Consider the following 24809-nt stretch of genomic DNA (forward strand, 5'->3'; position numbering starts at 1 on the left):
GACTGCTGAAAAATCTCCGGCCATTCGCTCCAAAAGCTTTTGCAGTTTTTAAGAATATTAGTTTGTAACTTTGTAATTCTTAAAAGTGCGAGAAAATGAACAAGAAAATTCAGCTTTTGGATTTGGGCCAGAAAGATTATAAAGAAACGTGGGAATATCAGGAACAGCTTTTTAAAGACATTGTTGATTTAAAAATCAGGAATAGGCGGGAGGAGCTGGATTTGGAAACCCCAAATTATTTTCTTTTTGTGGAACATCCGCACGTTTATACTTTGGGGAAAAGCGGGGATTTGAGCAATTTGCTTTTGAGCGAAAAACAGTTAGAGGTAAAAGGGGCTACTTTTTATAAAATTAATCGTGGTGGCGATATTACCTATCATGGTCCGGGTCAGATTGTGGGTTACCCAATTTTAGATTTGGAGAATTTTTTTACGGATATTCACAAGTATTTGCGTTTTCTGGAAGAAGTGATTATTCGCGTTTTGGCAGACTACCATATAATAGGTATAAGAAGTGAAGGCGAAACCGGAGTTTGGATTGGTGTGGGAACGCCGTTTGCTAGAAAAATTTGTGCGATGGGGGTTCGTGCTTCCCGTTGGGTGACGATGCACGGTTTTGCTTTGAACGTAAATTCAGACTTGGGTTATTTTGACAATATTATTCCGTGTGGCATTCGTGGTAAAGCGGTCTCGACTTTAAATGTGGAGCTTGGCGTTGAAAAAGTCAACGAAGAAGAAGTGAAAGAAAAAATCTTAAAACATTTTAACGAACTTTTTGAATCAGAGTTTGTTTCTTTTAAAGCGGATACGGTTTAAGCTTTTTCGATAAAATCAATTTCGAGTTGTTCGGGCAAAAGCCTAAATGACATTCTGTGGTATTTGGTAGTGCCATATTTTCGGATGGCTTCCCGATGTTCTTTTGTTGGGTAGCCTTTATTTTTTTTCCAGTTGTACATTGGAAATTCTTCGTGAATTTTATTCATATAATCATCTCGGTAGGTTTTTGCCAAAACAGAAGCTGCTGCAATGCTTAAGTATTTGCTGTCGCCTTTGATGATGCAGCTGTGCGGAATGTTTTCAACGGGCTTGAAACGGTTTCCGTCCACGATAATATAATTCGGTATCGGGCTTAATTTTTTAATGCATTCCTGCATCGCGTGAATGGAAGCGTTGAGAATGTTTATTTCGTCGATTATTAAGGGTTCAATGTGTGTAACAGAATAGCAAAGTGCGCTTTCTTCAATTATAGGTCGCAACAAATCTCGATTTTTTTCGGAAAGCTGTTTGGAGTCGTTCAGCAATTCATTTAAAAAATTTTCTGGCAAAACCAATGCTGCTGCTGTAACGGGACCAGCAAGACAGCCTCGTCCTGCTTCGTCGGTGCCGCATTCAAATGATAAGGAAGAAAAATTTGGTAGGAGCATAAAACCGAATTTTTTTTAGAATCGTAGATATTAGTGTTAATAATGTCAATCTTTTCTAAAAGATTTTTATATTCGCAAAAATAATTTTTATTTTTGAATTATATTGAGCTCTGCGTGTTTATAATTCAGGAGTAAGAATTTATAAATTTATAAAGAAATATATGTTATGAAAATTACATTTAAAAAGTTTTTAATGTTAAGTTTTATAGTTGGAGGTGCTTTTTATGGTACTGCTCAAACTAAGGAACAGAGAGAGCGAATAATTAAGAATTATGACCTAAATGCTTTGAAAGAGCTTAGTACTAAATTTGAAACTGAGTTTTTTGAAAAGAAAGCAAAAGCTGAATCTTTGGCGAAAATTAATAATTGGCCATTGTCTTATTCTAAGGAAGGTTCTTATGCTGAGTTGATGGACGTAACTGAAGAAGGTAATCCAATTTATTATAGTACATATAATGTCGGTTCGGCGTTGACTTCACGTGCGAATCATTTACAGCCAGGAGGTTCGTTAGGATTAAACTTGACAGGTTCAGGAATGTATGTTGGGGTTTGGGATGGGAAATATCCTAGGACTTCTCATGTGGATTTTGTTGGACGTTTTACAACGCAAGATGGTCCGGGTACTCAGCTGGAAAATCATCCAACACATGTTTTAGGGACAATTATTGGAGCGGGTGCTCAAAATGCTAATGCTAAAGGAATTGCTTCGGAAGCATATGGTTATATTAATGATTTTAACAATGATATGGGGGAAATGACGTTACAAGCGTCTTTTGGTCTTTTGCTATCAAATCATTCTTATGGTCCTGTTGCGGCAGGTTTGCCAGCTTATTTTTTTGGAGCATATACGGGTAATTCTAGGTCTGTAGATTTGCTTACCTTTAACGCTCCTAGTTACCAGCCTGTTGTGGCGGCCGGAAATGATGGTGATGGTAATTATGATCACTTAACAAGTATGGCGACTGCAAAAAATACAATTGTTGTAGCGGCAGTAAATCAGGTTAGTAACTATACAGGGGCTTCGTCTGTGTCTCTTGCTGGATTCAGTAGTTGGGGTCCAACAGATGATAATAGAGTAAAGCCAGATATTTCATCAAAAGGGGTGGCGGTTGTATCTGCTACTTTTCAGACTGACATTAGTTATGGTCCAATGCAGGGTACTTCAATGGCTGCTCCAGGGGTTACAGGTGCTTTGTTATTATTGCAACAGCATTTTTCTAATTTGAATGCGGGAGATTATATGTTGTCTTCAACTGTAAGAGGTTTAGTTGCTCACTCAGCGGATGAAGCAGGAGCTTTTGATGGACCAGATAGTAAATTTGGATGGGGATTAATGAACGCTAAAAAGGCGGCAGAAGCAATTTCTAGAAAAGGAACAGAGTCTGTTATTAGAGAAGCTACTTTATTGCCAAATCAATCTTATACTTTTAATGTTTTGGCATTAGGTACTGAGCCAGTTATAGCAACTCTTTCATGGACGGATCCAGCAGGAGCAACTAGTAACGGTACGGTAAATAATACTACACCAGTATTGGTAAATGATTTAGACGTCAGAGTTACAAAAGACGGGGTAGTGAATTTTCCATGGAAATTAGGTAATTCTTTAGCTGCTGCGGCTGTAAAAGGAGATAATACTGTAGATAATATTGAAAAAGTAGAGGTTTTGAATCCGGCTGGTATTTATACTATAACTGTTACGCATAAAGGAGCTACATTGTCAAATCCAAAAGCGGGAGGTGTTCCGTCACAAGATTATTCATTGATAGTAACAGGTATTGATGCGGATGCGGTTTTAAGTACTGATAGTTTTGCGTCAGAATCATTTAAAATGTGGCCTAATCCTGCTAGCAATATTTTAAATATTTCTATGAAATCTTCAGATCAGCTATCGAGTTTTTCAATATATGATATTCAAGGAAGAGAAGTTTTAAGCGGTTCTTTAAATGCGACAGAAAATCAAATTTCAACAGCTACAATTGGTTCAGGTGTTTATATTGTGACAGTTAAAAATGAAGAGTCAACAATTTCGAAAAAGTTGATTGTAAAATAAATTTTTTTACATGTATGAAAAGCAACATAATATTTGTTAATATTATGTTGCTTTTTTTGTTGCAATTATATACAATTATTCAAAAGTCTATGAAAACCTTATATTAATGAGGTGTTTTTTAAAAAATAAGCAGAATATTGGAGTGTTAAAAGTTTGTTATATTAAAATTAATTAATAGATTTGCATTTATAACTAACTCAAATTAATTAAATATGAAATCAAAGTTTACTTGGATTTTTACGCTCTTATTAGCGTTTTTTATTCAGTCCTCCTTTGCTCAAGAAAAAACTATTACAGGTGTAGTTACTGAGACTACCGGTATGCCTTTACCGGGTGTAGGAGTAAAAGTTTTGGGTACAACGCAGGGGACTCAGTCAGATATGGACGGTAGGTATACTATCAAAGCGTCTGTAGGTCAAAAATTGGTATTTGAATTTATTGGAATGAAGACTCAGACAGTTACTGTCAATGCTTCTACGTCTGTAATGTCAGTTACATTGGCAGATGATGTAGAAACAATTGATGATGTTGTTATTGAGGCTTTTAGAAATACCACAAGGGCTAAATCGAATGTTGCATCTACAACAGTTACTTCAAAAACAATTGAAGGACGTCCAAATGCTTCATTTATGCAGACTTTGCAAGCTCAAATTCCAGGTTTGAATATTACAACTGGTTCAGGTCAGCCAGGTTCTAATAGTACAGTTATCTTAAGAGGGTATGGTTCTATTAATGGTAATGTGGAGCCTTTGTACGTTATTGATGGTGTTCCTTTGAATGTTGATAACTTTAGAAGTATCAATCCAAGTGATATTGAGTCAGTTTCTGTACTTAAAGATGCTGGAGCAACTTCTGTTTATGGAAATAGAGGAGCTAACGGTGTTATTATCGTTAAAACTAAAAAAGGAGCTTATGAGTCTCCTTTGCAAGTGAAATTTACATCTGTTTCAGGTTTCTCAACTTTGCAAGATAATGATTATCGCAAAATGGATTCGAGACAATATCTTGGTTTAGAGAAGGCTTACGGTCAGGGTTATGGTTCAACTTTAACTGATGAACAAATTGCTAACTACAATGGTGTAAATACTAATTGGTATGACGAATTGATGAAGACTGGTGTTTCTACTAGTCAGGTTTTGAGTTTGTCAAGCGGAAGTAAAAACTTAAGTTCGTTTACGTCATTGGGTTATTTTGAACAAGAAGGTGTTGTAGATTATACAGATTTGAAAAGATTTAATTTCAGAAACAACTTGAATGGTAAGAGTGATAATAACAGATTCAATTATTCTACCACTACTACTATTAACTATTCAGTTAGAAACGAAGCTTCGGCTTTAGGGGCAGGGTCTATCAATATTAACCCAATTATTGGAGCTAATAATGGTGTTCCTTATGTTGATCCAAACTTATATACAAACGGTGCCGGAGTTTTTGATTTGTTTAATAATGGTATTCCAGGAATTGGAGGCGCTGGTTCGTTCTTGACTTCTCCTTTAATGTTGTTGGATAGAATGAGTACTGCAACATTGAGAACAAATGAACTTAAAATGATTGCTAGTGCGCAAGGTAGTTATAAAATAACTGATGATTTATCAGTAGGTACTACAATTGGAGCAGATTATACTCAAGCTGTTGGGTTGAATGTTCAAGATCCAAACTCTTTTAACTCACTTTTGTTTCAAGATCCAGGAGAAGATTATTTAGGTTTTCAAACTGAAAGTTATGCACATGAGTTTACAGTGAATGTAAATGCATTTTTGACTTACGCAAAAACTTTTGCTGAAAAGCATACAGTTGAAGCTTCGGTATTTACAGAATACTACAAAGGTCACTTGAAATCTTTTAGCTATACTCAAAATGGTTTAGATTCAAAAGTTTTTGAACCAGGAAATGGTGCAGGTTTTATTCCTCACAATCCATCATCTAATCCTCAATTTTATGTTCCAATTGGACGTTCAGGTAAAGGAACAGCAGGTTTGTTCTCTTATTTTGGAACTGTAGATTATGATTATGATAGTAAATATGGTTTGAGTGGATCTATCCGTAGAGATGCTTCATATAGATTCTCTGAAACAAACAGATGGGGAACTTATTGGTCAGTTTCAGGAAGATGGAATCTTGACCAAGAAGCTTTCTTAGAAGGTTCAACTTTTAATATGTTGAAATTAAGAGCTTCTTATGGAACAACAGGTAACCAAAACATTATTGGACAAAGTATTTTTACTGGGCCAAACTTATCAAGAACATTGTTTGCTTCTGGTACAGGATATGGAAACACTCCTTCTTATGTAGTTGGACAATTAGGTAATGCTGATTTGAAATGGGAAACTATTGAGCAAGCAAACATCGGACTTGATTTTGCTTTGATTAACAATAGACTTAGAGGTACTTTCGATGTCTATAGAAAAACAACTAATGATCTTTACCAATCTTCACCAATTTCTGCAGTTAATGCTACTTACACAATTAGTGCAAACAACGGAAGTATGAGAAACAGTGGAGTTGAAGCTTTAGTTTCTTATGATCTTGTAAGTAACAAAGATTTTACTTTTACTTTGAACTTTAATGGTTCTTATAACAAGAATGAAATCACTGACATTCCAGGTACTACAGGGTTTGTTGACAATGGTTTGACAATCAATGCAGAAGGTGGTCCTCTTAGTCAGTATTATTTAATTAGATATGCGGGTGTTAACCCAGCAAATGGTAATTTGTTGTTCTTAGATGCAAATGGTGGTTTAACAGAAAATCCTAATCAAGACACTGATAGAGTTCGTTCAGGTAAATCTCCAATTCCAGTTTACCAAGGAGGTTTTGGGTTTGATGCTAAATACAAAGGTTTCTTCTTGACGACTCAGTTTTCTTATGTTGCTGATATCTGGAGAATCGATTACGATTTAGAAGGATTACAAGATCCTACTGATATTGGAGTTTTTAACAAATCTACAGATTTGTTAAACGCTTGGACACCAGATAATACAAACACTAATATTCCTTCTTTGTTCTTAACAAACAAAGGTGCAGATGCTAATTCAAATAGATATTTAACAGACGCTTCTTACTTAAGATTACGTTATATCAGTTTTGGTTACGATTTTTCTCCAAAAATGTTAGAAGGAACATTTTTAAGCAGAGTTAGAGCGTATGCTCAGGTTGAAAACTTGGTTACTTGGTCTAAGTGGAGAGGTTGGGATGCTGAGAGCCCACGTGGATCTGATCAATATCAATATCCTACACCAAGAATTTTCTCTCTAGGTCTTGAAATAGAATTGTAAAAAATAAAAATGATTATGAAAAAAATAAAATTAATTGTTATCGTAGCAATGGCATCATTTGCTTCTTGTCAAGATGCGATCGATATAAAGCAGCCTTCAGAACTGACTCCTGAAAGAGCTTATGAGACAGTTGCTGATTTACGTTTAGGCTTAAATGGAGTATATGCAGCTATTCCTGGTGAGAATCAGATTTACTTTACTTCTCTTTTTACAGATGAAGTAGCTTTAGGACGTTCAAATGGAGGTCAAGGTACTGATGGTGAATTGGCTTTTATGCTAAACAACACTTCAGGTGATGCTGCTTCTATTTGGTTATCAAATTATGCAGCAATCAACTTTGCAAATCGTTTAATACTTGGTGCAGAAAATGTTGATGTTGAAGCTGGTACAGCTGAAGAAACTGAGAAAAATGTTATTCTTGGTCAAGCACACGCAATCAGAGCTTTTGCAAATTTTCAACTTTTAAGTTATTTTTCTGAAAATATCAAAGATGATTCAAGCTTAGGTATTATCTTATTGGATTACGTTCCATTAAATACAGATCAATCACCAAGAAGTACTACAGGAGAAATCTTTGAATTTATTGAAGCAGATTTAGCTTTTGCAGATGCAAATTTGGCAACTACTCTTGTAACAAACAGAACGTTCATTGGTCAAAATTTTGTTAAAGCTTTCAGGGCGCGTATGGCTGCTTATAGAGGAGATTACGCTTTAGCTAAAACTTATGTTGATGATTTAGATGCAACTTACAACCTAACTCCAAAAGCGCAATATGCTGCAATTTGGTTAGATTCTGAAACACCAGGAAGTGAAGTTATTTTCAAACTAGAAAGAACACGTACTGCTGCTACAGGTAACTTTTATCAATTTTGGTCTTCAGTTAACAGTTCTGTTAGTGGATCTCCGTTTTTTGAAGTTAACCGAGCTTTGTTCAATTTAGTTAACAATCCGTCAGATGTAAGAAGATTAATTATAGCTGACGCTACATCATTGATTATGCCAAACTACAATGATCCTAGTGTTAGTGATGCAGATTACAAACAAAATGACGTATTGCCTGTTGGTAAGTACACAGCAACAGAATCTCAAAATCTTTTAGCAGATGTTAAAGTTTTTAGAATGTCTGAAATGGTTTTGATTAGAGCAGAATATTACGCTAGTGTAAATGATTTTGCTAACGTTGCTGCTGAGATTGGTGCAATTCGTACTGCTCGTTTCGGTTCAGTTCAAACTATGGCTACTCCGGCTAATGCTCAAGAAGCATGGGCTATGATTTTAAATGAAAGACGTGTAGAATTAGCCTTTGAAGGACATAGGTATATTGACCTTAGACGTCTAGGACCATTAGCAGGTTTAGGTGTTCAAAGAGATCCTAGAGATTGTGCTTTTAACGGTTTTTGTGAATTAAGTTCTTCTGATTATAGATTTGTAATGCCGATTCCTTTAAGTGAATCATCTGCAAACCCGACTATTCAGCAAAACCCTGGTTATTAATATTAAATAATTAAAATTATGAAAAACATTTTAAAATCCGCTTTTTTATGTCTTTTCATTGCTTCATTAGGAAGTTGTGAAGAAGATAAAGTGATTTTTGACAGTAAAAATGGAGAGTCTATTGCAGGGTTTCGTTCTGCAACTTATTCTTTGCCAGTTACTGAAGAAGGGGTTTCTTCAATTGAATTAGTAGTTGATGTAACTACTGTTTCAAATGTTGATAGAGTTATTGATATAGAACTTTCTCCTGAGTCAACTGCTTTGCCAAATGAGTATACTTTGGATCAAGCAACTTTAGTAATTCCTGCTGGGAAGTATAATGGATTAATTAAAATTACAGGTTATTTTGACGAAATTCCTCCATTAGTTGTAAAAACTTTGGTTTTTAATTTAGAGGATGTACCTGGTGCTAGACTAATAGATGGTCAGACTACTGCCACTGTTATGCTTTCTCAATTTTGTCCAGTTTTCAGAAATGATTTCTTAGGAACTTATGATGCTATTGAAAATCCAGGAAATTATGCCTATGTTTGTGAAGTAACTGCTGGTGCTGGTCCTAATGATTTTATTATAAGTAATATTTGGGATGCAGATCCAAACTCTGTAACTAAAGTTTCTTTAAGCGGAAATTCTGCTAGTACAATTTTGACATTTCCTCCTGCAAGTGAAAATTATTTATTTAATCACCCAGATTATGGAGCTGCATCTGTTGAAGCAAATGGTGGGGCAAGTACAGTTGATGCTTGTGCTCTGACTATGACTTTGAAATTTAGAGTTAGAGTTTCTGTTGGTACATTTACACCTAATGTTGTAGTGTTGACCAAACAATAATATCTTTTTTAATAAATCAAAACCGCTCTTATGAGCGGTTTTTTTTATGTTTTTTTTTTGCTTAAAAAAAGTATCTTTGCTCAAACGATTTCAAAAAAATGAAGAGACTTTTAATTATTCTTATTTTCCTACCTTTCTTGGCGATGTCTCAAGAAAAAGATTCTTTGCTTTTAAAACGTAATGAATCAGATTCAAGAAAATCTGAAAAAACGACCTCTAATAAAAAGCTTACCAAATCAGATTCAATCGCTACAATTGATCAATATAAAATTATTAGCCTTAAGAACGACACGACCTATGTCGATACGTCGTTAACAATCCAAAAAGAATATAAATTTAATTATTTAAGAAAAGATAACTTTGGTTTATTGCCTTTTTCAAACGAAGGGCAAACCTATAATAGACTTCAATACAGCTTAAATTCAGTTTCGTCTTATCCTCAATTTGGCTTTTCGGGAAAGCATTTTAATTACATGCAAGTTGAAGATATAAAGTACTATAATGTAGCAACGCCAATGACTGAATTGTACTTCAAAACAGTTATGGAGCAAGGCCAGATGATTGATGCCTTCATTACATTAAATACTTCCGAAAGATTAAATTTTGCAATCGGTTATCGCGGATTGCGTTCGTTAGGAAAATATGTAAATCAACTTTCAAGCAATGGAAATTTCAGATTCATTACAAGTTACAATACAAAAAACAAACGCTATTTTATGAAAGCCCATTTCACCGGTCAAGATTTGACAAATGGGGAAAATGGCGGGATTTCTAATTTGAGCGATTTTGAAGGCGAAGATCCAGATTTTAACGACAGACCAAGATTAGATGTTTATGCTCTTGATGCGAATTCGGTTATGAAGGGAAATCGTTTTTTTGTAGACCATTATTTCCGAATCAATAAAGAAAAAACAAACAATAATTTATTCATAAACCATCAATTCAATTATGAAAATAAGTTTTATGAATACAATCAGCCCACAATTTTCACGCAGATTTCTGATGATATTAGTGACAGAGTGATCTCGAGATTTGGCGATTCCTACAACTCAAGCAACATAAAAGACAAAACACGCTACAACAGAATGTATAATAAAGTAGGGGCAACTTACGAAAATGCTACGCTTGGCCAATTTCAGTTTTTTATCGAAGATTTCAGATATAATTATTTTTACAACAGAACAATTATCAATGAAACCGAATCAATAGGCAATCTTTTAAGCGATGAATTTAATATCGTTGGTGGGCAATACATTTACCAAAAGAACAATTGGAACGGTCGTTTCTTATATTCAAATTCTATTTCAAACCAAAAAATGTCAAACCTTGATGCGTCGGCATCCTATAAATTTGATGAGAGAAATAATATCCATTTCAGATATCAAAATTTAAGTAAGGTTCCTGATCATTCTTATAATTTATTTCAAAGCAGTTATGTTGATTACAATTGGCAAAACAGTTTTGAGAATGAAAAGATCAATACCATCGAAGTAGCTGCAAATACGCAGTGGGCAACGGCAGCGCTGAACATTTCGTCTTATGAAGATCACCTTTATTTTCAAGATACCAATGCAAATTTTGACGTGTTGACGGTTAAACCACTTCAATATTCAAAGTCCATAAATTATTTGTCTTTGAAGGTTTCTAAAGAATTCAAGTTCGGAAAATTTGCTATAGATAATACTTTTCTATACCAAAAAGTAGATCAAGAAGATGATATTTTAAACGTGCCAGATTTTGTGACCAGAAATACGATTTATTATTCAGATCACATTTTCAAAAAAGCACTTTACTTTCAAACAGGATTTACGTTTAGCTACTTTACAAAATATTTCGCCAACGATTACAACCCAGTTTTAGGCGAGTTTTTCGTCCAAAACCAAAGAGAAATTGGTGGTTTCCCAACGGTTGATTTTTTCTTAAATGCTAAAATTAGAAACACCAGAATCTACTTAAAAGCAGAACATTTCAATTCCAGCTTTACCGGAAATAATTTTTATAGCGCACCAAATTATCCTTACCGAGATTTTATTGTGAGATTTGGTTTGGTCTGGAACTTCTTCTCTTAATATTTTTGGCGTGTCGCTGAAAAAGCGACCAGGCTTTCCGCTGTAAGTTCTCACAAAAAAGAATAAATTTCTAAGTTAAAAAACGAGTTTCCTTCGGTCGCTGTTTTTTAACAAGAAATTTTATCCTTTTTGCTCCGGGCTTTACGCTACAATCCTCCACGCAAAACACACTTTGTAAATTACAACTTTTGCAACTCTGCAACTTAAAAGCTATCTTTGCAATCAAATTTACGAATTCAATTAAGATGAAATACGCAAAAAATATACTAGAAACCATCGGAAACACGCCTTTGGTACAATTAAATAAAGTTACCCAAGAAGTCGATGCTTTGGTTTTAGCAAAAGTAGAAACCTTCAATCCTGGAAATTCTGTAAAAGACAGAATGGCTGTTAAAATGATTGAAGACGCTGAAGCAGACGGAAGATTAAAACCAGGTGGAACCATCATCGAAGGAACTTCTGGAAACACCGGGATGGGTTTAGCGCTAGGAGCAATCGTAAAAGGCTATAAATTAATTTGTGTTATTTCAGACAAGCAATCTAAAGAAAAAGTAGATATTCTTCGTGCTGTTGGCGCAAAAGTGGTAGTTTGTCCTACTGATGTAGAACCAACAGATCCACGTTCTTATTATTCCGTTTCAAAAAGATTGGCAACCGAGATTCCAAATGCTTGGTATGTAAATCAATATGATAATCCATCCAATTCAATTGCGCATTATGAACAAACCGGGCCTGAAATCTGGGAACAAACCGAAGGGAAAATTACGCATTTCGTAGTTGGAGTAGGAACAGGAGGAACAATTTCTGGCGTTGCAAAATTCTTGAAAGAAAAAAATCCAAATATTAAAATCTGGGGAATTGATACCTATGGTTCTGTTTTCAAAAAATACCACGAAACCGGAATTTTTGATGAAAATGAAATCTATTCTTATATCACCGAAGGAATTGGGGAAGATATTCTTCCATTAAATGTTGACTTTTCATTAATCGATGGTTTTACAAAAGTAACCGATAAAGATGCTGCAGTTTACACTAGAAAAATTGCTTTAGAGGAAGGGATTTTTGTGGGTAATTCAGCGGGTTCTGCCATTAAAGGACTTTTGCAATTAAAAGAACATTTCAAGCCAAAAGATGTGGTTGTGGTTTTATTTCACGATTCAGGAAGCCGTTATATCGGTAAAATGTTCAATGATGATTGGATGCGCGAACGTGGTTTTCTTGACGAAGAAATTACAAAAGCAGAAGATGTGATCAAAGATCACATTGACAAACCTTTGGTTGTAGTTCGTACAGAAGAGTTGGTTTCACATGCGATCGAAAGAATGCGTAAATACAAAATATCTCAAATTCCGGTGATTGACATCAAAGGATTTGTAGGTTCTGTTGACGAAACAGATTTGTTTCAAAGTTATGTTTCCGATAAAAATGTAGCTGATAAACCAATCAAAGACATTATGGGTAAACCATATCCAATAGTAAAAACAGGAACTTCTATCGAAGAGGTTTCTAAATTATTTACAAAAGACAATCAAGCTGTCCTTGTAGATTTAGGAAACGGAAAACACCATATCATTACAAAATACGATATTATCGGTTCGATAAAATAATCTAAATAGATAAAGAATGAAAAAGCCTGACAGTTAAATGTCAGGCTTTTTTAATGTAAATTTATTCTCCAATCAAAACTCCAGAAACATTCCAGAAACTGAAGCTGTTACCTTCCGGCTCGCCTTGCGGAATCTTTACTGAAATCGTGTGTTTTCCCGCTTTTAAATCTCCTAAGTCAATGAAATTAGGGATTGTTGCCATGCCTGGACACCAATTCGAACGGCTGTAATCGGAAGACGATAATCCATTTGCAAAATTACCAGAAGCCGGATTGTACAACCGATACGAACCACAATCGGTTCTCCATGGCACAAAGCTAAACGCTTCTTTTCCGTCTAAAATAATCGTGTTTTTCTTTGGCAGAAATTCATCTCCGTTTTCCCAACCGCCGTGTCCGGTCGTGATATATCTCAATTTTGCATTCATCAAATCTTTGTCTAAAGTAAAGGAAACTTTCAGCCCTTTTTCAGAATTGAATAGCGTAGCATACTCTTGTCCGGCCATTTCCATCACGTTTGTAGAATTAAAAATAGGTAACGCAAGGGTGCTTTTTGCAACTTGCTTTTCTTCGTTGTGAATGGTTAAATTCAAGCTGATTTTGTGACCGCCTTTGTCATAATTGCCTATGAATGTTCCAATGTAAACGTCTTGATTGTCTAAAGCCGAAACTAACTCTGAAATTTCCTGGCGGTAAGAAACTGTTTCGTGCCAAGTTTTGTCTTTGAGCTGGATATGATTGTATTGTTTGATTCCAAAAGGCGTGAAAAAACGCATCAATTCTATTAAAGGAGAATAATTTTCCGTGCGCACCATTCCCAAATACGATTTTCCGTTGCCATTTTCATACGCCGGCAATTCTTTGATTCCTTTTTGTAATCCGTCTAAAAAAGAAATTTTTCCATCCATCGGAATCAGAAAAACCGAACCCGTTCTGTCATACGCATCTCCATTTGATTGTTCTGAAAGATCAATATAAATTTGGCTTCCGTTATTGATTTTAGGAATTTTTACTTTTTTGACGATAATCGTTCCATTTCCGAATCGAAAGATGCTGTCGTTAGATTTTGAGGCATGTGAAAAATTAATAATTTCATTTTCAAAAATTTTGATCGTGGTGAATCTTGATTTCCAAAGTAAATCGCGGTACGTCAATAGATCTGATGTTTTTAATTCTGTTTTTAGCAAAGACACATTTTCTGGAATCGCTTTGATTTTTTCGATTTTTGAAGCTGTAATGATAAAATTATTGTTTCGATTCATTTCTAAAACCAATCCTAAATCTTGACCCAAAATACTCGGAGCGCCTTTGATTCCTAAATCGTTGGTGTACCATATTTCTATCGTATTTGAATTTATAATTGTTTTCGCTTTTTTGCATTTGTATCCCAAAATGGTTTTTGTCTCCTTTAAAAGTTCAAATTGTTGTTTTGAAATGCCAAGACTGTCCACGGTAGCAATTTCATTTGAATCTGAAAGTCTTGCCGTTTGTATATGAAAATTTGTTTTTCTGTCAATGAATGATTTCTCATAGGGAAAACCAGCTTTGTTGTCAACAATCTCCTTAGAAGTCAGTACGGTTTGGCTGGCATCAGAAAAAATATAAATAGGATTGTTTTCTTCTGTAATTTTTCCGTTGTACTTTTTTTCGTAGGTGATTTTTAAAGCATTCGGTTTTTTTTGTGCAAAACATAACGTTGTGAAAGCCAGTAGGTATAAGGTAAGTAGTTGTTTCATTTTTAGAAATTGAGTTATTTACAAATATAACTCCTTCGTTATAAAAAATTTATTACTTTTAAATAATCTTTCGAGATACAAGCCAAAAGAATAATTTAAAATCGAGACAAAATGAAAGAAGATTTTCTGCATTATATCTGGCAATTCAAGAAATTTGACTTCTCAAATCTAGAAACAGTGCAAGGTGAAAAACTGATCTTATTTAATTCAGGACACTATCTGCAACTGGCTGGGCCTGATTTTTTCAATTCGCAATTAAGCATCGGAGAACAAAAATGGGCTGGAAATGTGGAAATACATTTAAAGTCGTCAGATTGGTATGTGCATCATCACGAAAATGATTCGAATTATGACAATGTGATTTTGCACGTAGTTTGGGAACACGATACCGAAGTTTTTAGGAAAGACAATTCTGAAATTCCGGTTTTAGAACTTAGAAAGTATGTATCCAACCAAACGTTAGAAAAATATCTGAATTTGGCTTCTTTAAAATCGTGGATTTTTTGCGAGAAAGAAATAGCAACTATTGATGATTTTGTTTTTAAAAATTGGCAGGAAAAACTATTTTTTGAGCGACTCGAAAGAAAGTCAATTCCCATCCAAAAAATATTGCAGGAAACGGAAAACGATTGGGAAACGGTTTTGTTTTGTCTTTTGGGAAAAAGCTTCGGGCTGAATACCAATGGTGAAATATTTTTTAAAATAGCACAATCTATTCCGTTTTCGATTATCCGAAAAGAAAGTTTTGAAGTTGAAAATTTGGAAGCATTATTCTTTGGAAGAAGCGGATTATTGGATGCCGATAACGAAGATTCGTATTTCAAGGATTTAAAATTTAGGTATGGTTATGCTTTTACAAAATATAAACTACAGCAAGTTTATGTTGATCCGATTCAGTTTTTCAAGCATCGACCAGATAATTTTCCCACGATTCGGTTGTCGCAATTGGCTCATTTATATCACATTTCTAAAAATTTATTTTCCAGTATAATTAATGCACAAGCGCTTCCGGAGTTTTACGCAATTTTTAATGTAGAAGTTTCAGAGTATTGGAAAACGCATTACCAGTTTGATAAAATTTCTCCGAAGAAGAAAAAAGCATTGACGGCTTCTTTTGTGGATTTATTATTGATAAATACCATCATCCCGATAAAATTTGCTTATGCCAAATCTCAGGGAAAAGATATTTCGGAAGAACTGATTGCTTTATTGGAAAGTATTCCCGCTGAAAAAAATGTGATTATAGAAAAGTACTCTGATTTTGGAATTAAAGCGAAAAATGCTTTTGAAACACAAGCGTTGCTTCAGTTAAAGAATGAATATTGCAATCAAAAACGCTGTTTGGAATGTGTAATCGGCTTGGAATTAATGAAGAGTTAGATTTTTTTAGTAATTTTGAAAAATAGAACAAATAGATGGTAACAAAAGTCAGGCATTTTTTTGAAAAACACGGTTTTGAAGTTTCTTCAAGATTGGCTGACCGTTTGGGGATGAGAGCTTCAAGCGTGCGTCTTTTTTTTATCTATATTTCTTTCTTCACTGTTGGGCTCTGGTTTGGCGTTTATTTGACTCTGGCATTTCTGGTCAGGTTAAAAGATTTGGTATACACCAAACGAAGTTCGGTTTTTGATTTATAATTCTATTGCCAAGGAAAATTTCCGTGAAAGATAAAATAAGTAAATTATGCCAAAAAACGATTTTTTTAAGTTCACGGCTACCCAGCGTGCCGGAATTTTTTTACTGCTCCTTATTATTATAGGAATTCAAGTGGCGTATTATTTTCGAGAAATCAAATTTGAAGAAGACACTTCTTTAGAAAAACAGCAATGGCTGTCCTTACAGTCGCAAATTGATACGATGAAAATCGAGAAGGTAAATTACAAACCCACGATATATCCTTTCAATCCAAATTTTATTACCGATTTTAAAGGCTACAATCTTGGCATGTCAACGGCTGAAATTGACCGGCTTTTAGAATTTCGGAAGAAAAATCTTTATGTCAATTCTGCGGAAGAGTTTCAATCTTTGACAAAAGTTTCTGATTCTTTGCTGGCAACCATGGAGCCTTATTTTAAATTTCCAGATTGGGTAAAAAACAAAAAGCAAGCAAAGGAGTTTGAGAAGTATCCGAATCAGGCTTATGCCAAAAAAGAAAAAGCACCAATCATTGATATCAATCTTGCTTCGCAGGAAGATTTGATAAAAGTATATGGAATTGGTCCAGGTTTGTCAGAACGAATCTTAAAGCAAAAAGAAATTCTGGGCGGTTTTGTTAGCATGGACCAAATGGAAGATGTTTGGGGTTTGTCATCAGAAGTGATTGAAAAATTAAAGGGTCAGTTTAATGTGGGTGCTGTTCCAAATGTCAAAAAAGTTAAAATAAATGACGCCTCCGCCAAAGAGTTGCAATTGTTTCCTTATTTCAGATATCCTCTAAATAAAGAGATTGTAACCTATCGAAGCATGAATAATGGAATTAAAAACAGCGAAGATCTGTCTAAAATTAAAGGATTTCCGATAGAGAAAATAAAAATTATCGAAAAATACCTTGAATATTAAATTATTGGCAATTGTCTCGTTTGAATTCCCTTTTTGAATTGTTGATTAAGATGCAAATGATTTGTTAAATTGCGGATTTGACAAAAATTAATATATTTTCTGTTGAATATAAAAAAATAATTGCCTTATATTTGGATTCTAAAATAGCATATAAAAACAACCTTATTATAAATATGAATTCAATATATTTTACTGAAGAACACGAATTGTTTAGAAAGAGTTTGCAAGATTTTTTGCAGAAAGAAGTGGTTCCGCACATTGAGAAATGGGAAAAAACAGGAACGATTGAACGCTTTATTTGGAAGAAATTTGGAGACATGGGCTTCTTCGGAATCAATTATCCGGAAGCTTACGGTGGAATGAACTTGGATTTGTTTTATACGGTTGTCTTTTTAGAAGAGCTTCAAAAGATTAAGTCGTCTGGTTTTGCAGCAGCAATGTGGGCGCACGCTTACTTGGCACAAACCCATTTGAATGCAGAAGGCAGTGAGAAAATCAAGCAAGACTATTTGGCTCCAAGTATATTAGGAGATAAAATTGGCGCCTTGTGCATTACGGAACCATTTGGTGGCAGCGATGTTGCAGGAATGCGTACGACTGCAGTAAAACAAGGGGACAAATATATCATTAATGGATCGAAAACCTTTATAACCAATGGAGTTTATGCAGACTATTATGTAGTAGCGGCAAAAACAGATCCAGAATTGGGCAACAAAGGGATAAGCATGTTTTTGATTGACGCAAATGTAAAAGGAATTGCGGCTACAAAATTAGACAAATTAGGCTGGAGAGCTTCAGATACTGCTGAAATCGCATTTGATAATGTTGAAATTCCAGCTGAAAATTTAATGGGTGAAGCAGGAAAAGGCTTTCCTTATATCATGCAGCATTTTGCATTAGAGCGCTTGATTATGGCGATCAATGCGCACGCAAGAGCAGAATATGCAATTGAGTATACAATTGGATATATGTCAGAGCGTGAGGCTTTTGGAAAAACAATAGATAAGTTTCAGGCGTTAAGGCATACAATCGTAGAGCATGCAACTGATGTGGAACACTGCAAAATATTTAATTATGCGGCTGTTGCCAGATTGAACCAAAAAGAATACGTGGTTAAAGAAGCGACCATGGCAAAATTAAAATCCACAAAAGTTGCAGATGAAACCATTTACAGCTGTCTGCAGATGTTGGGAGGTTATGGCTATATGGAAGAATATCCTTTGGCACGTTTGTTAAGAGATAGCCGTTTAGGGCCAATTGGCGGTGGAACATCCGAAATTTTGAAAGAAATCTTGTCAAAAATGATCATCGACAAGCAAAATTATAAGCCTGCGGTAAAATAAGTTGTAAATCATACGTCTTAATTGATAAATAATTTTTACTTTTGCAACCTTAACGAGAGGAGGTGTCAATATTATGTTAATTATACCAATTAAAGACGGAGAAAATATCGATAGAGCATTAAAGCGCTATAAAAGAAAATTTGATAAAACAGGGACTGTTCGTCAGTTACGTGCACGTCAAGCTTTCATTAAGCCTTCTGTAGTGAAAAGAGCACAGCTTCAAAAAGCGGGCTACATCCAGAATATGAGAGACCAATTAGAGAATTAATAAAATAATTTTCTTGGACATATTGCCGTTAGCAATTAAAGTTTTATAACTTTGATGCTGACGGCTTTTTTTATGCAAAATTTTAAAGATTCATATCGCGATTATTTAGAAAAAGAGAAGAAGAATTCGCTTCATACTGTTGTGGCTTATTGTAATGATATTGCTGAATTTGAGGCTTTTTTAATTGCGACTTTTGAAGGCTGTAATTTGGTGCAGGTGAATTATGGTCCAATTAGAAGCTGGATTGTTTCTTTGGTGGATTCCGGAATTTCAAATGCTTCTGTCAACAGGAAGGTTTCTTCTTTGAAATCGTTTTATAAATTTCTGCTAAAAATTAAACAAATTGACGCCAGTCCTCTCTTACGGCACAAGGTTCTCAAGACTCCAAAAAAACTCCAAATCCCATTTTCTGAAAAAGAACTGGATGATGTCTTGAATCACGTGGTTTATGATGGAGGTTTTGAAGGGGTTCGTGATAAGCTGATTGTGGATATGTTTTATGTGACGGGCATCAGGAGGGCGGAGTTAATAGCTTTAAAAACGGCTGATGTTGATTTGGCCAAGGGCGAGATAAAGGTTTTGGGAAAAAGGAACAAAGAGCGGATCCTGCCTATTTTGCCGATCATCCAAGAGCAGGTGAAATTGTATTTTTTCGAAAGAAATAATTTACAGCAAGTTAAGGACGGGACGTTCTTTTTTCTGACGTTAAAAGGCGTTAAATTAAATGATTCTCTTGTTTATCGATTAATAAATAAGTACTTTAGTCATGTCTCAGAGAAGGTAAAAAAGAGTCCGCATATTTTACGGCATACATTTGCGACTCATATGCTGAACAATGGGGCAGATTTAAATTCGGTAAAAGAATTATTAGGGCATTCGAGCCTGGCATCTACTCAAATTTATACGCACAGCAGTCTGGCGGCGCTTAAAAAAGTGTATGGCGATGCGCATCCGCGAAATCTGAAATAGTTCAATGTTTAATCTTATAAAATTTTTATTATGAAGGTAAATGTGCAAGCAGTTAATTTTAATGTTGACGCAAAACTTTTAGAATTCATTCAGGAGAGAATGGATAAATTGGAAAAATATTACGACAAGGTAGTTTCGGCGGATGTTTTCTTAAAAGTAGAAAAAACGAGTGATAAAGAAAATAAGGTAGTTGAGGCAAAGATTCATGTCCCTGGAGATGAGTTTATTGTTAAAAAACAATGCAGGACCTTTGAGGAGGGTGTTGATTTGTGCGGAGAATCGTTGGAAAGAGTTCTTCTTAAAAGAAAAGAAAAAATAAGAACGCATATATAATATGAATTTTTTTTCAAAAATATTTTGATAAAGAAACAAAAAGATATACATTTGCAGTCCGTTAGAAATAGCGGACTTTTTATTTTGTATTTGCCAGCGTAGCTCAGTTGGCTAGAGCAGCTGATTTGTAATCAGCAGGTCGTGGGTTCGAGTCCCTCCGCCGGCTCTAAATCAAGACGGCACTCGGTGCCGGGCCAACAAATGAAAAGAGGGGAGATACTCAAGCGGCCAACGAGGGCAGACTGTAAATCTGCTGTGTGAACTTCGCAGGTTCGAATCCTGCTCTCCCCACATGATTTGTGAAATAAGATTTTGGTTGTCTGAAATCATAAGTCCTAAATCAGGATTCCCTGCCGGTGTAGCTCAGGGGTAGAGTGCTTCCTTGGTAAGGAAGAGGTCACGGGTTCAATTCCCGTCATTGGCTCAAGAAAGTATTGAATTTGAACACTAATATATAACTAAGATTAAAATTAAGTAAAATGGCAAAGGAGAATTTTAACCGTTCCAAACCGCACTTAAATATAGGTACAATTGGACACGTAGATCACGGAAAAACTACATTGACTGCAGCGATCTCTAAAGTATTGACTGAAGCGGGTTTTTCTAAAAATGCAGCTAAATCTTTCGATCAGATTGATAACGCTCCAGAAGAAAAAGAAAGAGGTATTACAATTAATACATCTCACGTTGAGTATGAAACTGCTAACCGTCACTACGCACACGTTGACTGTCCTGGTCACGCGGATTACGTAAAGAACATGGTTACAGGTGCTGCTCAAATGGACGGTGCTATCCTTGTTGTAGCTGCTACAGACGGACCAATGCCACAAACTCGTGAGCACATCCTTTTAGGTCGCCAGGTTGGTATTCCTAGAATGGTTGTTTTCATGAACAAAGTGGATATGGTTGATGATGCTGAGCTTTTAGAGCTAGTTGAAATGGAAATCAGAGATTTATTGTCTTTCTACGAATATGATGGAGATAATGGTCCAGTTATTCAAGGTTCTGCTTTAGGTGGATTGAATGCTGATCCAACATGGGTTCCTAAAATTCTTGAATTGATGGAAGCTGTTGACAACTGGATCGAAGAGCCAGTTCGTGATACTGCAAAACCTTTCTTGATGCCAGTTGAGGATGTATTTACAATTACAGGTCGTGGAACTGTTGCTACAGGTCGTATCGAAACTGGTATTGCTAATACAGGAGATGCTGTTGAAATCATCGGTATGGGTGCTGACAAATTGACTTCTACAATTACAGGAGTTGAGATGTTCCGTAAAATCCTTGATAGAGGTGAAGCTGGAGATAACGTAGGTCTATTGTTAAGAGGTGTTGATAAAGAATCTATCAAAAGAGGAATGGTTATCATTAAGCCAGGATCAGTAAAACCACACGCTAACTTCAAAGCTGAAGTTTATGTATTGAAAAAAGAAGAAGGTGGACGTCATACTCCATTCCATAACAACTACCGTCCACAGTTCTACGTTCGTACAACTGACGTAACAGGAGTTATTACTTTGCCAGAAGGAGTAGAGATGGTAATGCCAGGAGATAACTTGACTATCAATGTATCTTTGTTGAGTCCAATCGCTATGACTGTAGGTTTACGTTTCGCTATCCGTGAAGGTGGTAGAACAGTAGGTGCTGGTCAGGTTACTGAAATTTTAGAATAATTTCTATAAATATTTTATAAAGCCAGTGTCGCTTTTTGGCGACACTGGCTTTTAATAAACGGGCGTAGTTCAAGGGTAGAATAGCGGTCTCCAAAACCGTTGATGGGGGTTCGAATCCCTCCGCCCGTGCAAAAACAAATTACAATGGCAAAAGTTGTTAATTACATATCCGAAGCATTCGGAGAATTGAAAAATAATGTTACCTGGCCAGAATGGGCAGAAGTACAGCGTCTGACAATTGTTGTCGCTGTTTTTTCTATAATATTCGCTTTGGCTACTTGGGGAGTTGACGTTTTATTTGCAAAAGTATTGGCTGGTTTCTTTAATTTGATAAAAGGATAATTAAAAGATGGTTGATAATAATGTGAAAAAATGGTATGTTGTAAGAGCTGTAAGCGGGCAAGAGAATAAAGTAAAGGCTTACATCGAAACTGAAATCAACAGATTAGGAATGTCTGATTATATTTCTCAGGTTCTTGTGCCTACTGAAAAAGTAGTTACAGTGAAGGACGGGAAGAAAATCAGCAAGGATAAAGTTTATTTTCCTGGTTATGTAATGATGGAAGCGAATCTTGTCGGCGAAATACCTCATATTATTAAGTCTATAACTGGTGTTATTGGTTTTTTAGGTGAAGTTAAAGGCGGTGATCCTGTACCATTAAGGCTTTCTGAAGTAAATAGAATGTTGGGCAAGGTAGATGAATTGGCTGTTAAGACAGATAATCTTCACTCAATTCCTTTTACAATCGGTGAGACAATCAAGGTGGTCGATGGGCCTTTTAATGGTTTCAATGGAACTGTTGAGAAAATCAACGAAGAGAAGCGTAAACTTGAAGTAATGGTTAAGATTTTCGGAAGAAAAACACCTTTAGAGTTAAGTTTTATGCAGGTTGAAAAAGTATAATTTTTGTTACATATATAAATAAACCGCACATCCATCGCTTCCATGATGATGTGTTAAATTTTTAAACAATGGCTAAAGAGATTAGTAAAGTAGTTAAACTACAAGTTAAGGGAGGTGCTGCGAACCCGTCGCCACCGGTTGGACCTGCTCTGGGTGCTGCTGGTGTTAATATCATGGAGTTCTGTAAGCAGTTCAATGCTAGAACACAAGATAAAGCTGGCAAAATTTGCCCTGTGCAAATTACTGTGTATAAAGACAAGTCTTTTGACTTTGTTGTAAAAACACCACCTGCTGCTATTCAACTATTAGAAGCGGCAAAATTGAAATCTGGTTCAGGTGAGCCTAATCGTAAAAAAGTAGCGAAAGTTACTATGGATCAGATTAGAGCAATCGCTGAAGACAAGATGGCTGATTTGAATGCATTCACAATTGAGTCTGCTATGAGCATGATTGCTGGAACGGCTAGATCTATGGGTATAACTGTAACTGGAGACGCTCCTTCTAATTAAGAAAAGACATGGCAAAATTGACAAAAAAACAAAAAGAGGCTGCATCTAAAATTGAAAAAAACAAGCTATATTCTTTGAAAGATGCTTCTGCATTAATCAAGACTATTGCTTCTGCAAAATTTGATGAGTCTGTTGATATCGCTGTTAAATTGGGTGTAGATCCAAGAAAAGCAAATCAAATGGTAAGAGGTGTAGTAACATTGCCTCACGGAACTGGTAAAGACGTAAGAGTATTGGCATTGGTAACTCCAGATAAGGAAGCTGAAGCTAAAGCTGCTGGTGCGGATTTCGTAGGTTTAGATGACTATTTACAAAAAATTAAAGACGGTTGGACAGATGTTGATGTAATCATCACTATGCCGGCTGTTATGGGTAAATTAGGTCCGTTAGGAAGAATCTTAGGACCAAGAGGTCTTATGCCAAACCCTAAAACAGGAACTGTTACTATGGATGTAGCGAAAGCTGTAACGGAAGTAAAAGCAGGTAAAATTGACTTTAAAGTTGATAAAACTGGTATCGTTCATGCTGGAATCGGAAGAGTTTCATTTGGAGCTGACATGATTACTGACAATGCGCATGAAATTATTCAAACATTAATCAAAATGAAACCAACTGCAGCGAAAGGTACTTACATTAAAAGTATCCACATCTCATCAACGATGAGTCCTGCTATAGCTTTAGATCCTAAAGCTGTATAATTGGTAGTTAAAAATTTTTAGTATGACTAGAGAAGAAAAATCAATCGCGATTGAAGATTTAACTGCACAGTTAGCTGGTACAAACATTGTTTATGTAGCAGATATTTCTGGCCTAAATGCAGAAACTACTTCAAACTTAAGAAGAGCTTGCTTCAAAGCTGGTATCAAATTAGAAGTTGTTAAGAACACGTTGCTTGCAAAAGCAATGGAAGCTTCTGAAAACAACTATGGTGAATTACCAGAAACTTTGAAAGGAAACACTTCTATATTTTTTGCAGACGTGGCGAACGCTCCTGCAAAAATCATCAAAGAATTCCGTAAAAAATCTGACAAACCAGTTTTTAAAGGGGCTTATATCAACAATGAAATTTACATTGGAGATAACCTTTTAGATTCTCTTGCTTCTCTTAAATCAAAAGAAGAGGTTATCGGAGAAATCATCGGATTGCTTCAGTCTCCGGCTCAAAGAGTTATTTCTGCTCTTAAGAACCAATTCGCAAACGAAGAAGGAGCTGAATCTTAATCAGTACGCAAAACAAAATTATATTTTACAAAATCATTTTTAAACGATAGAAAAGATGGCAGATTTGAAACAATTCGCAGAACAATTGGTTAACTTAACTGTAAAAGAAGTTAACGATTTAGCAACAATATTAAAAGATGAGTACGGTATCGAACCAGCTGCAGCTGCTGTTGTGGTTTCAGGTGGTGGAGACGGTGGTTCAGCTGAAGCTGAGCAAACTGAATTTACAGTAGTATTGAAAGAAGCTGGTGCTTCTAAATTAGCTGTAGTTAAAGCTGTAAAAGAACTTACAGGTTTAGGTCTTAAAGAAGCAAAAGACTTAGTTGACAGTGCTCCGGCAAATGTTAAAGAAGGTGTTTCTAAAGATGAGGCTGAAGGTCTTAAAAAATCATTAGAAGAAGCTGGAGCTGTAGTTGAACTTAAATAGTTTCACTCGGTTTTAAGAATTAGGTTTAGGTCTTGGATATACTTCCAAAGGCCTAAACCATTTTTCGTATAATAAAATTATATCCAGTTTTATTAGTCATTGAGTTGAATACGAAAAGC

At 35.5% G+C, this 24809-nt stretch carries 23 protein-coding genes and 4 tRNA genes; 25 read left to right on the plus strand and 2 right to left on the minus strand.

From position 1 onward, the window contains the following. The first annotated feature begins 95 nt into the window (after positions 1-95). A complete protein-coding gene (gene lipB, locus EG849_RS10455; protein WP_125013034.1) occupies positions 96-815 on the plus strand; it encodes a lipoyl(octanoyl) transferase LipB in 720 nt (239 codons plus the stop codon). Here lipB and EG849_RS10460 read toward each other — a convergent pair. Further along, the gene (locus EG849_RS10460; protein ID WP_125013035.1) at positions 812-1423 is read right to left on the minus strand and encodes a ribonuclease HII; all 612 of its coding nucleotides are present in this window, start codon (positions 1421-1423) and stop codon (positions 812-814) included. The genes lipB and EG849_RS10460 overlap by 4 nt on opposite strands. Positions 1424-1589: 166 nt before the next feature. Here EG849_RS10460 and EG849_RS10465 point away from each other — a divergent pair, with 166 nt between their 5' ends. The 6 genes from EG849_RS10465 to EG849_RS10490 all read left to right on the plus strand — a co-directional run bounded on the left by EG849_RS10465 (position 1590) and on the right by EG849_RS10490 (position 12749). Then, positions 1590-3473: a S8 family serine peptidase gene (locus EG849_RS10465; protein ID WP_125013036.1), complete on the plus strand. Its 1884-nt coding sequence runs from the start codon at positions 1590-1592 to the stop codon at positions 3471-3473. 212 nt (positions 3474-3685) lie between these two features. Then, entirely contained in the window at positions 3686-6748 is a 3063-nt protein-coding gene (locus EG849_RS10470; protein WP_125013037.1) for a SusC/RagA family TonB-linked outer membrane protein, read from the plus strand. Between the two features lie 15 nt (positions 6749-6763). After that, complete coding sequence (locus tag EG849_RS10475; RefSeq protein ID WP_158611941.1) at positions 6764-8242, plus strand: RagB/SusD family nutrient uptake outer membrane protein; 1479 nt, start codon at positions 6764-6766, stop codon at positions 8240-8242. A gap of 18 nt (positions 8243-8260) precedes the next feature. Beyond that, positions 8261-9073, plus strand: coding sequence for a hypothetical protein (locus tag EG849_RS10480; RefSeq protein ID WP_125013039.1), 813 nt, complete (start codon positions 8261-8263; stop codon positions 9071-9073). 98 nt (positions 9074-9171) lie between these two features. Continuing rightward, positions 9172-11142: a putative porin gene (locus EG849_RS10485; RefSeq protein WP_125013040.1), complete on the plus strand. Its 1971-nt coding sequence runs from the start codon at positions 9172-9174 to the stop codon at positions 11140-11142. Between the two features lie 245 nt (positions 11143-11387). After that, positions 11388-12749, plus strand: a complete 1362-nt coding sequence (locus EG849_RS10490) for a pyridoxal-phosphate dependent enzyme (protein ID WP_125013041.1) — start codon at positions 11388-11390, stop codon at positions 12747-12749. 61 nt (positions 12750-12810) lie between these two features. Here the strand turns inward: EG849_RS10490 and EG849_RS10495 are convergent, their stop codons facing one another. Then, positions 12811-14484, minus strand: coding sequence for a GLPGLI family protein (locus EG849_RS10495; protein ID WP_125013042.1), 1674 nt, complete (start codon positions 14482-14484; stop codon positions 12811-12813). A 111-nt stretch (positions 14485-14595) separates the two neighbouring features. On the opposite strand from EG849_RS10495, the gene EG849_RS10500 reads away from it, so the two are divergent. From EG849_RS10500 to rplL, 18 genes are all read left to right on the plus strand, one after another. Continuing rightward, complete coding sequence (locus tag EG849_RS10500) at positions 14596-15864, plus strand: DUF2851 family protein (protein ID WP_125013043.1); 1269 nt, start codon at positions 14596-14598, stop codon at positions 15862-15864. A gap of 35 nt (positions 15865-15899) precedes the next feature. Further along, the gene (locus EG849_RS10505; protein WP_125013044.1) at positions 15900-16121 is read left to right on the plus strand and encodes a PspC domain-containing protein; all 222 of its coding nucleotides are present in this window, start codon (positions 15900-15902) and stop codon (positions 16119-16121) included. 46 nt (positions 16122-16167) lie between these two features. Further along, the gene (locus EG849_RS10510; protein ID WP_125013045.1) at positions 16168-17043 is read left to right on the plus strand and encodes a ComEA family DNA-binding protein; all 876 of its coding nucleotides are present in this window, start codon (positions 16168-16170) and stop codon (positions 17041-17043) included. Positions 17044-17216: 173 nt separating this feature from the next. Next, positions 17217-18386 carry an acyl-CoA dehydrogenase family protein gene (locus EG849_RS10515; protein ID WP_125013046.1) on the plus strand — a complete coding sequence of 390 codons (1170 nt, stop codon included), beginning with the start codon at positions 17217-17219 and terminating at the stop codon, positions 18384-18386. A 73-nt stretch (positions 18387-18459) separates the two neighbouring features. Continuing rightward, positions 18460-18654, plus strand: coding sequence for a 30S ribosomal protein S21 (gene rpsU, locus EG849_RS10520; RefSeq protein ID WP_125013047.1), 195 nt, complete (start codon positions 18460-18462; stop codon positions 18652-18654). 72 nt (positions 18655-18726) lie between these two features. Beyond that, positions 18727-19623, plus strand: a complete 897-nt coding sequence (locus EG849_RS10525) for a tyrosine-type recombinase/integrase (RefSeq protein WP_125013048.1) — start codon at positions 18727-18729, stop codon at positions 19621-19623. 30 nt (positions 19624-19653) lie between these two features. Next, the gene (gene hpf / locus EG849_RS10530; protein WP_125013049.1) at positions 19654-19956 is read left to right on the plus strand and encodes a ribosome hibernation-promoting factor, HPF/YfiA family; all 303 of its coding nucleotides are present in this window, start codon (positions 19654-19656) and stop codon (positions 19954-19956) included. Positions 19957-20048: 92 nt separating this feature from the next. Continuing rightward, positions 20049-20122, plus strand: a tRNA-Thr gene (locus EG849_RS10535). A gap of 44 nt (positions 20123-20166) precedes the next feature. Next, positions 20167-20247 (plus strand) — tRNA-Tyr (locus tag EG849_RS10540). A gap of 61 nt (positions 20248-20308) precedes the next feature. Continuing rightward, positions 20309-20380 (plus strand) — tRNA-Thr (locus tag EG849_RS10545). 55 nt (positions 20381-20435) lie between these two features. Further along, positions 20436-21629: an elongation factor Tu gene (tuf, locus tag EG849_RS10550; RefSeq protein WP_125013050.1), complete on the plus strand. Its 1194-nt coding sequence runs from the start codon at positions 20436-20438 to the stop codon at positions 21627-21629. Positions 21630-21687: 58 nt separating this feature from the next. Further along, a tRNA-Trp gene (locus EG849_RS10555) sits at positions 21688-21758 on the plus strand. Positions 21759-21773: 15 nt separating this feature from the next. Further along, the gene (secE, locus tag EG849_RS10560) at positions 21774-21971 is read left to right on the plus strand and encodes a preprotein translocase subunit SecE (protein WP_125013051.1); all 198 of its coding nucleotides are present in this window, start codon (positions 21774-21776) and stop codon (positions 21969-21971) included. 7 nt (positions 21972-21978) lie between these two features. Continuing rightward, the gene (gene nusG / locus EG849_RS10565) at positions 21979-22533 is read left to right on the plus strand and encodes a transcription termination/antitermination protein NusG (protein WP_125013052.1); all 555 of its coding nucleotides are present in this window, start codon (positions 21979-21981) and stop codon (positions 22531-22533) included. A gap of 68 nt (positions 22534-22601) precedes the next feature. Beyond that, positions 22602-23042, plus strand: a complete 441-nt coding sequence (gene rplK / locus EG849_RS10570) for a 50S ribosomal protein L11 (protein WP_125013053.1) — start codon at positions 22602-22604, stop codon at positions 23040-23042. A gap of 8 nt (positions 23043-23050) precedes the next feature. Then, positions 23051-23740, plus strand: a complete 690-nt coding sequence (gene rplA / locus EG849_RS10575; protein WP_125013054.1) for a 50S ribosomal protein L1 — start codon at positions 23051-23053, stop codon at positions 23738-23740. 22 nt (positions 23741-23762) lie between these two features. Then, positions 23763-24263: a 50S ribosomal protein L10 gene (gene rplJ, locus EG849_RS10580; RefSeq protein ID WP_125013055.1), complete on the plus strand. Its 501-nt coding sequence runs from the start codon at positions 23763-23765 to the stop codon at positions 24261-24263. Positions 24264-24318: 55 nt separating this feature from the next. Continuing rightward, positions 24319-24690: a 50S ribosomal protein L7/L12 gene (gene rplL, locus EG849_RS10585; protein WP_125013056.1), complete on the plus strand. Its 372-nt coding sequence runs from the start codon at positions 24319-24321 to the stop codon at positions 24688-24690. The last annotated feature ends 119 nt before the right edge of the window (positions 24691-24809 follow it).

The organism is Flavobacterium macacae, from assembly GCF_003865365.1.
Lineage (GTDB): Bacteria > Bacteroidota > Bacteroidia > Flavobacteriales > Flavobacteriaceae > Flavobacterium > Flavobacterium macacae.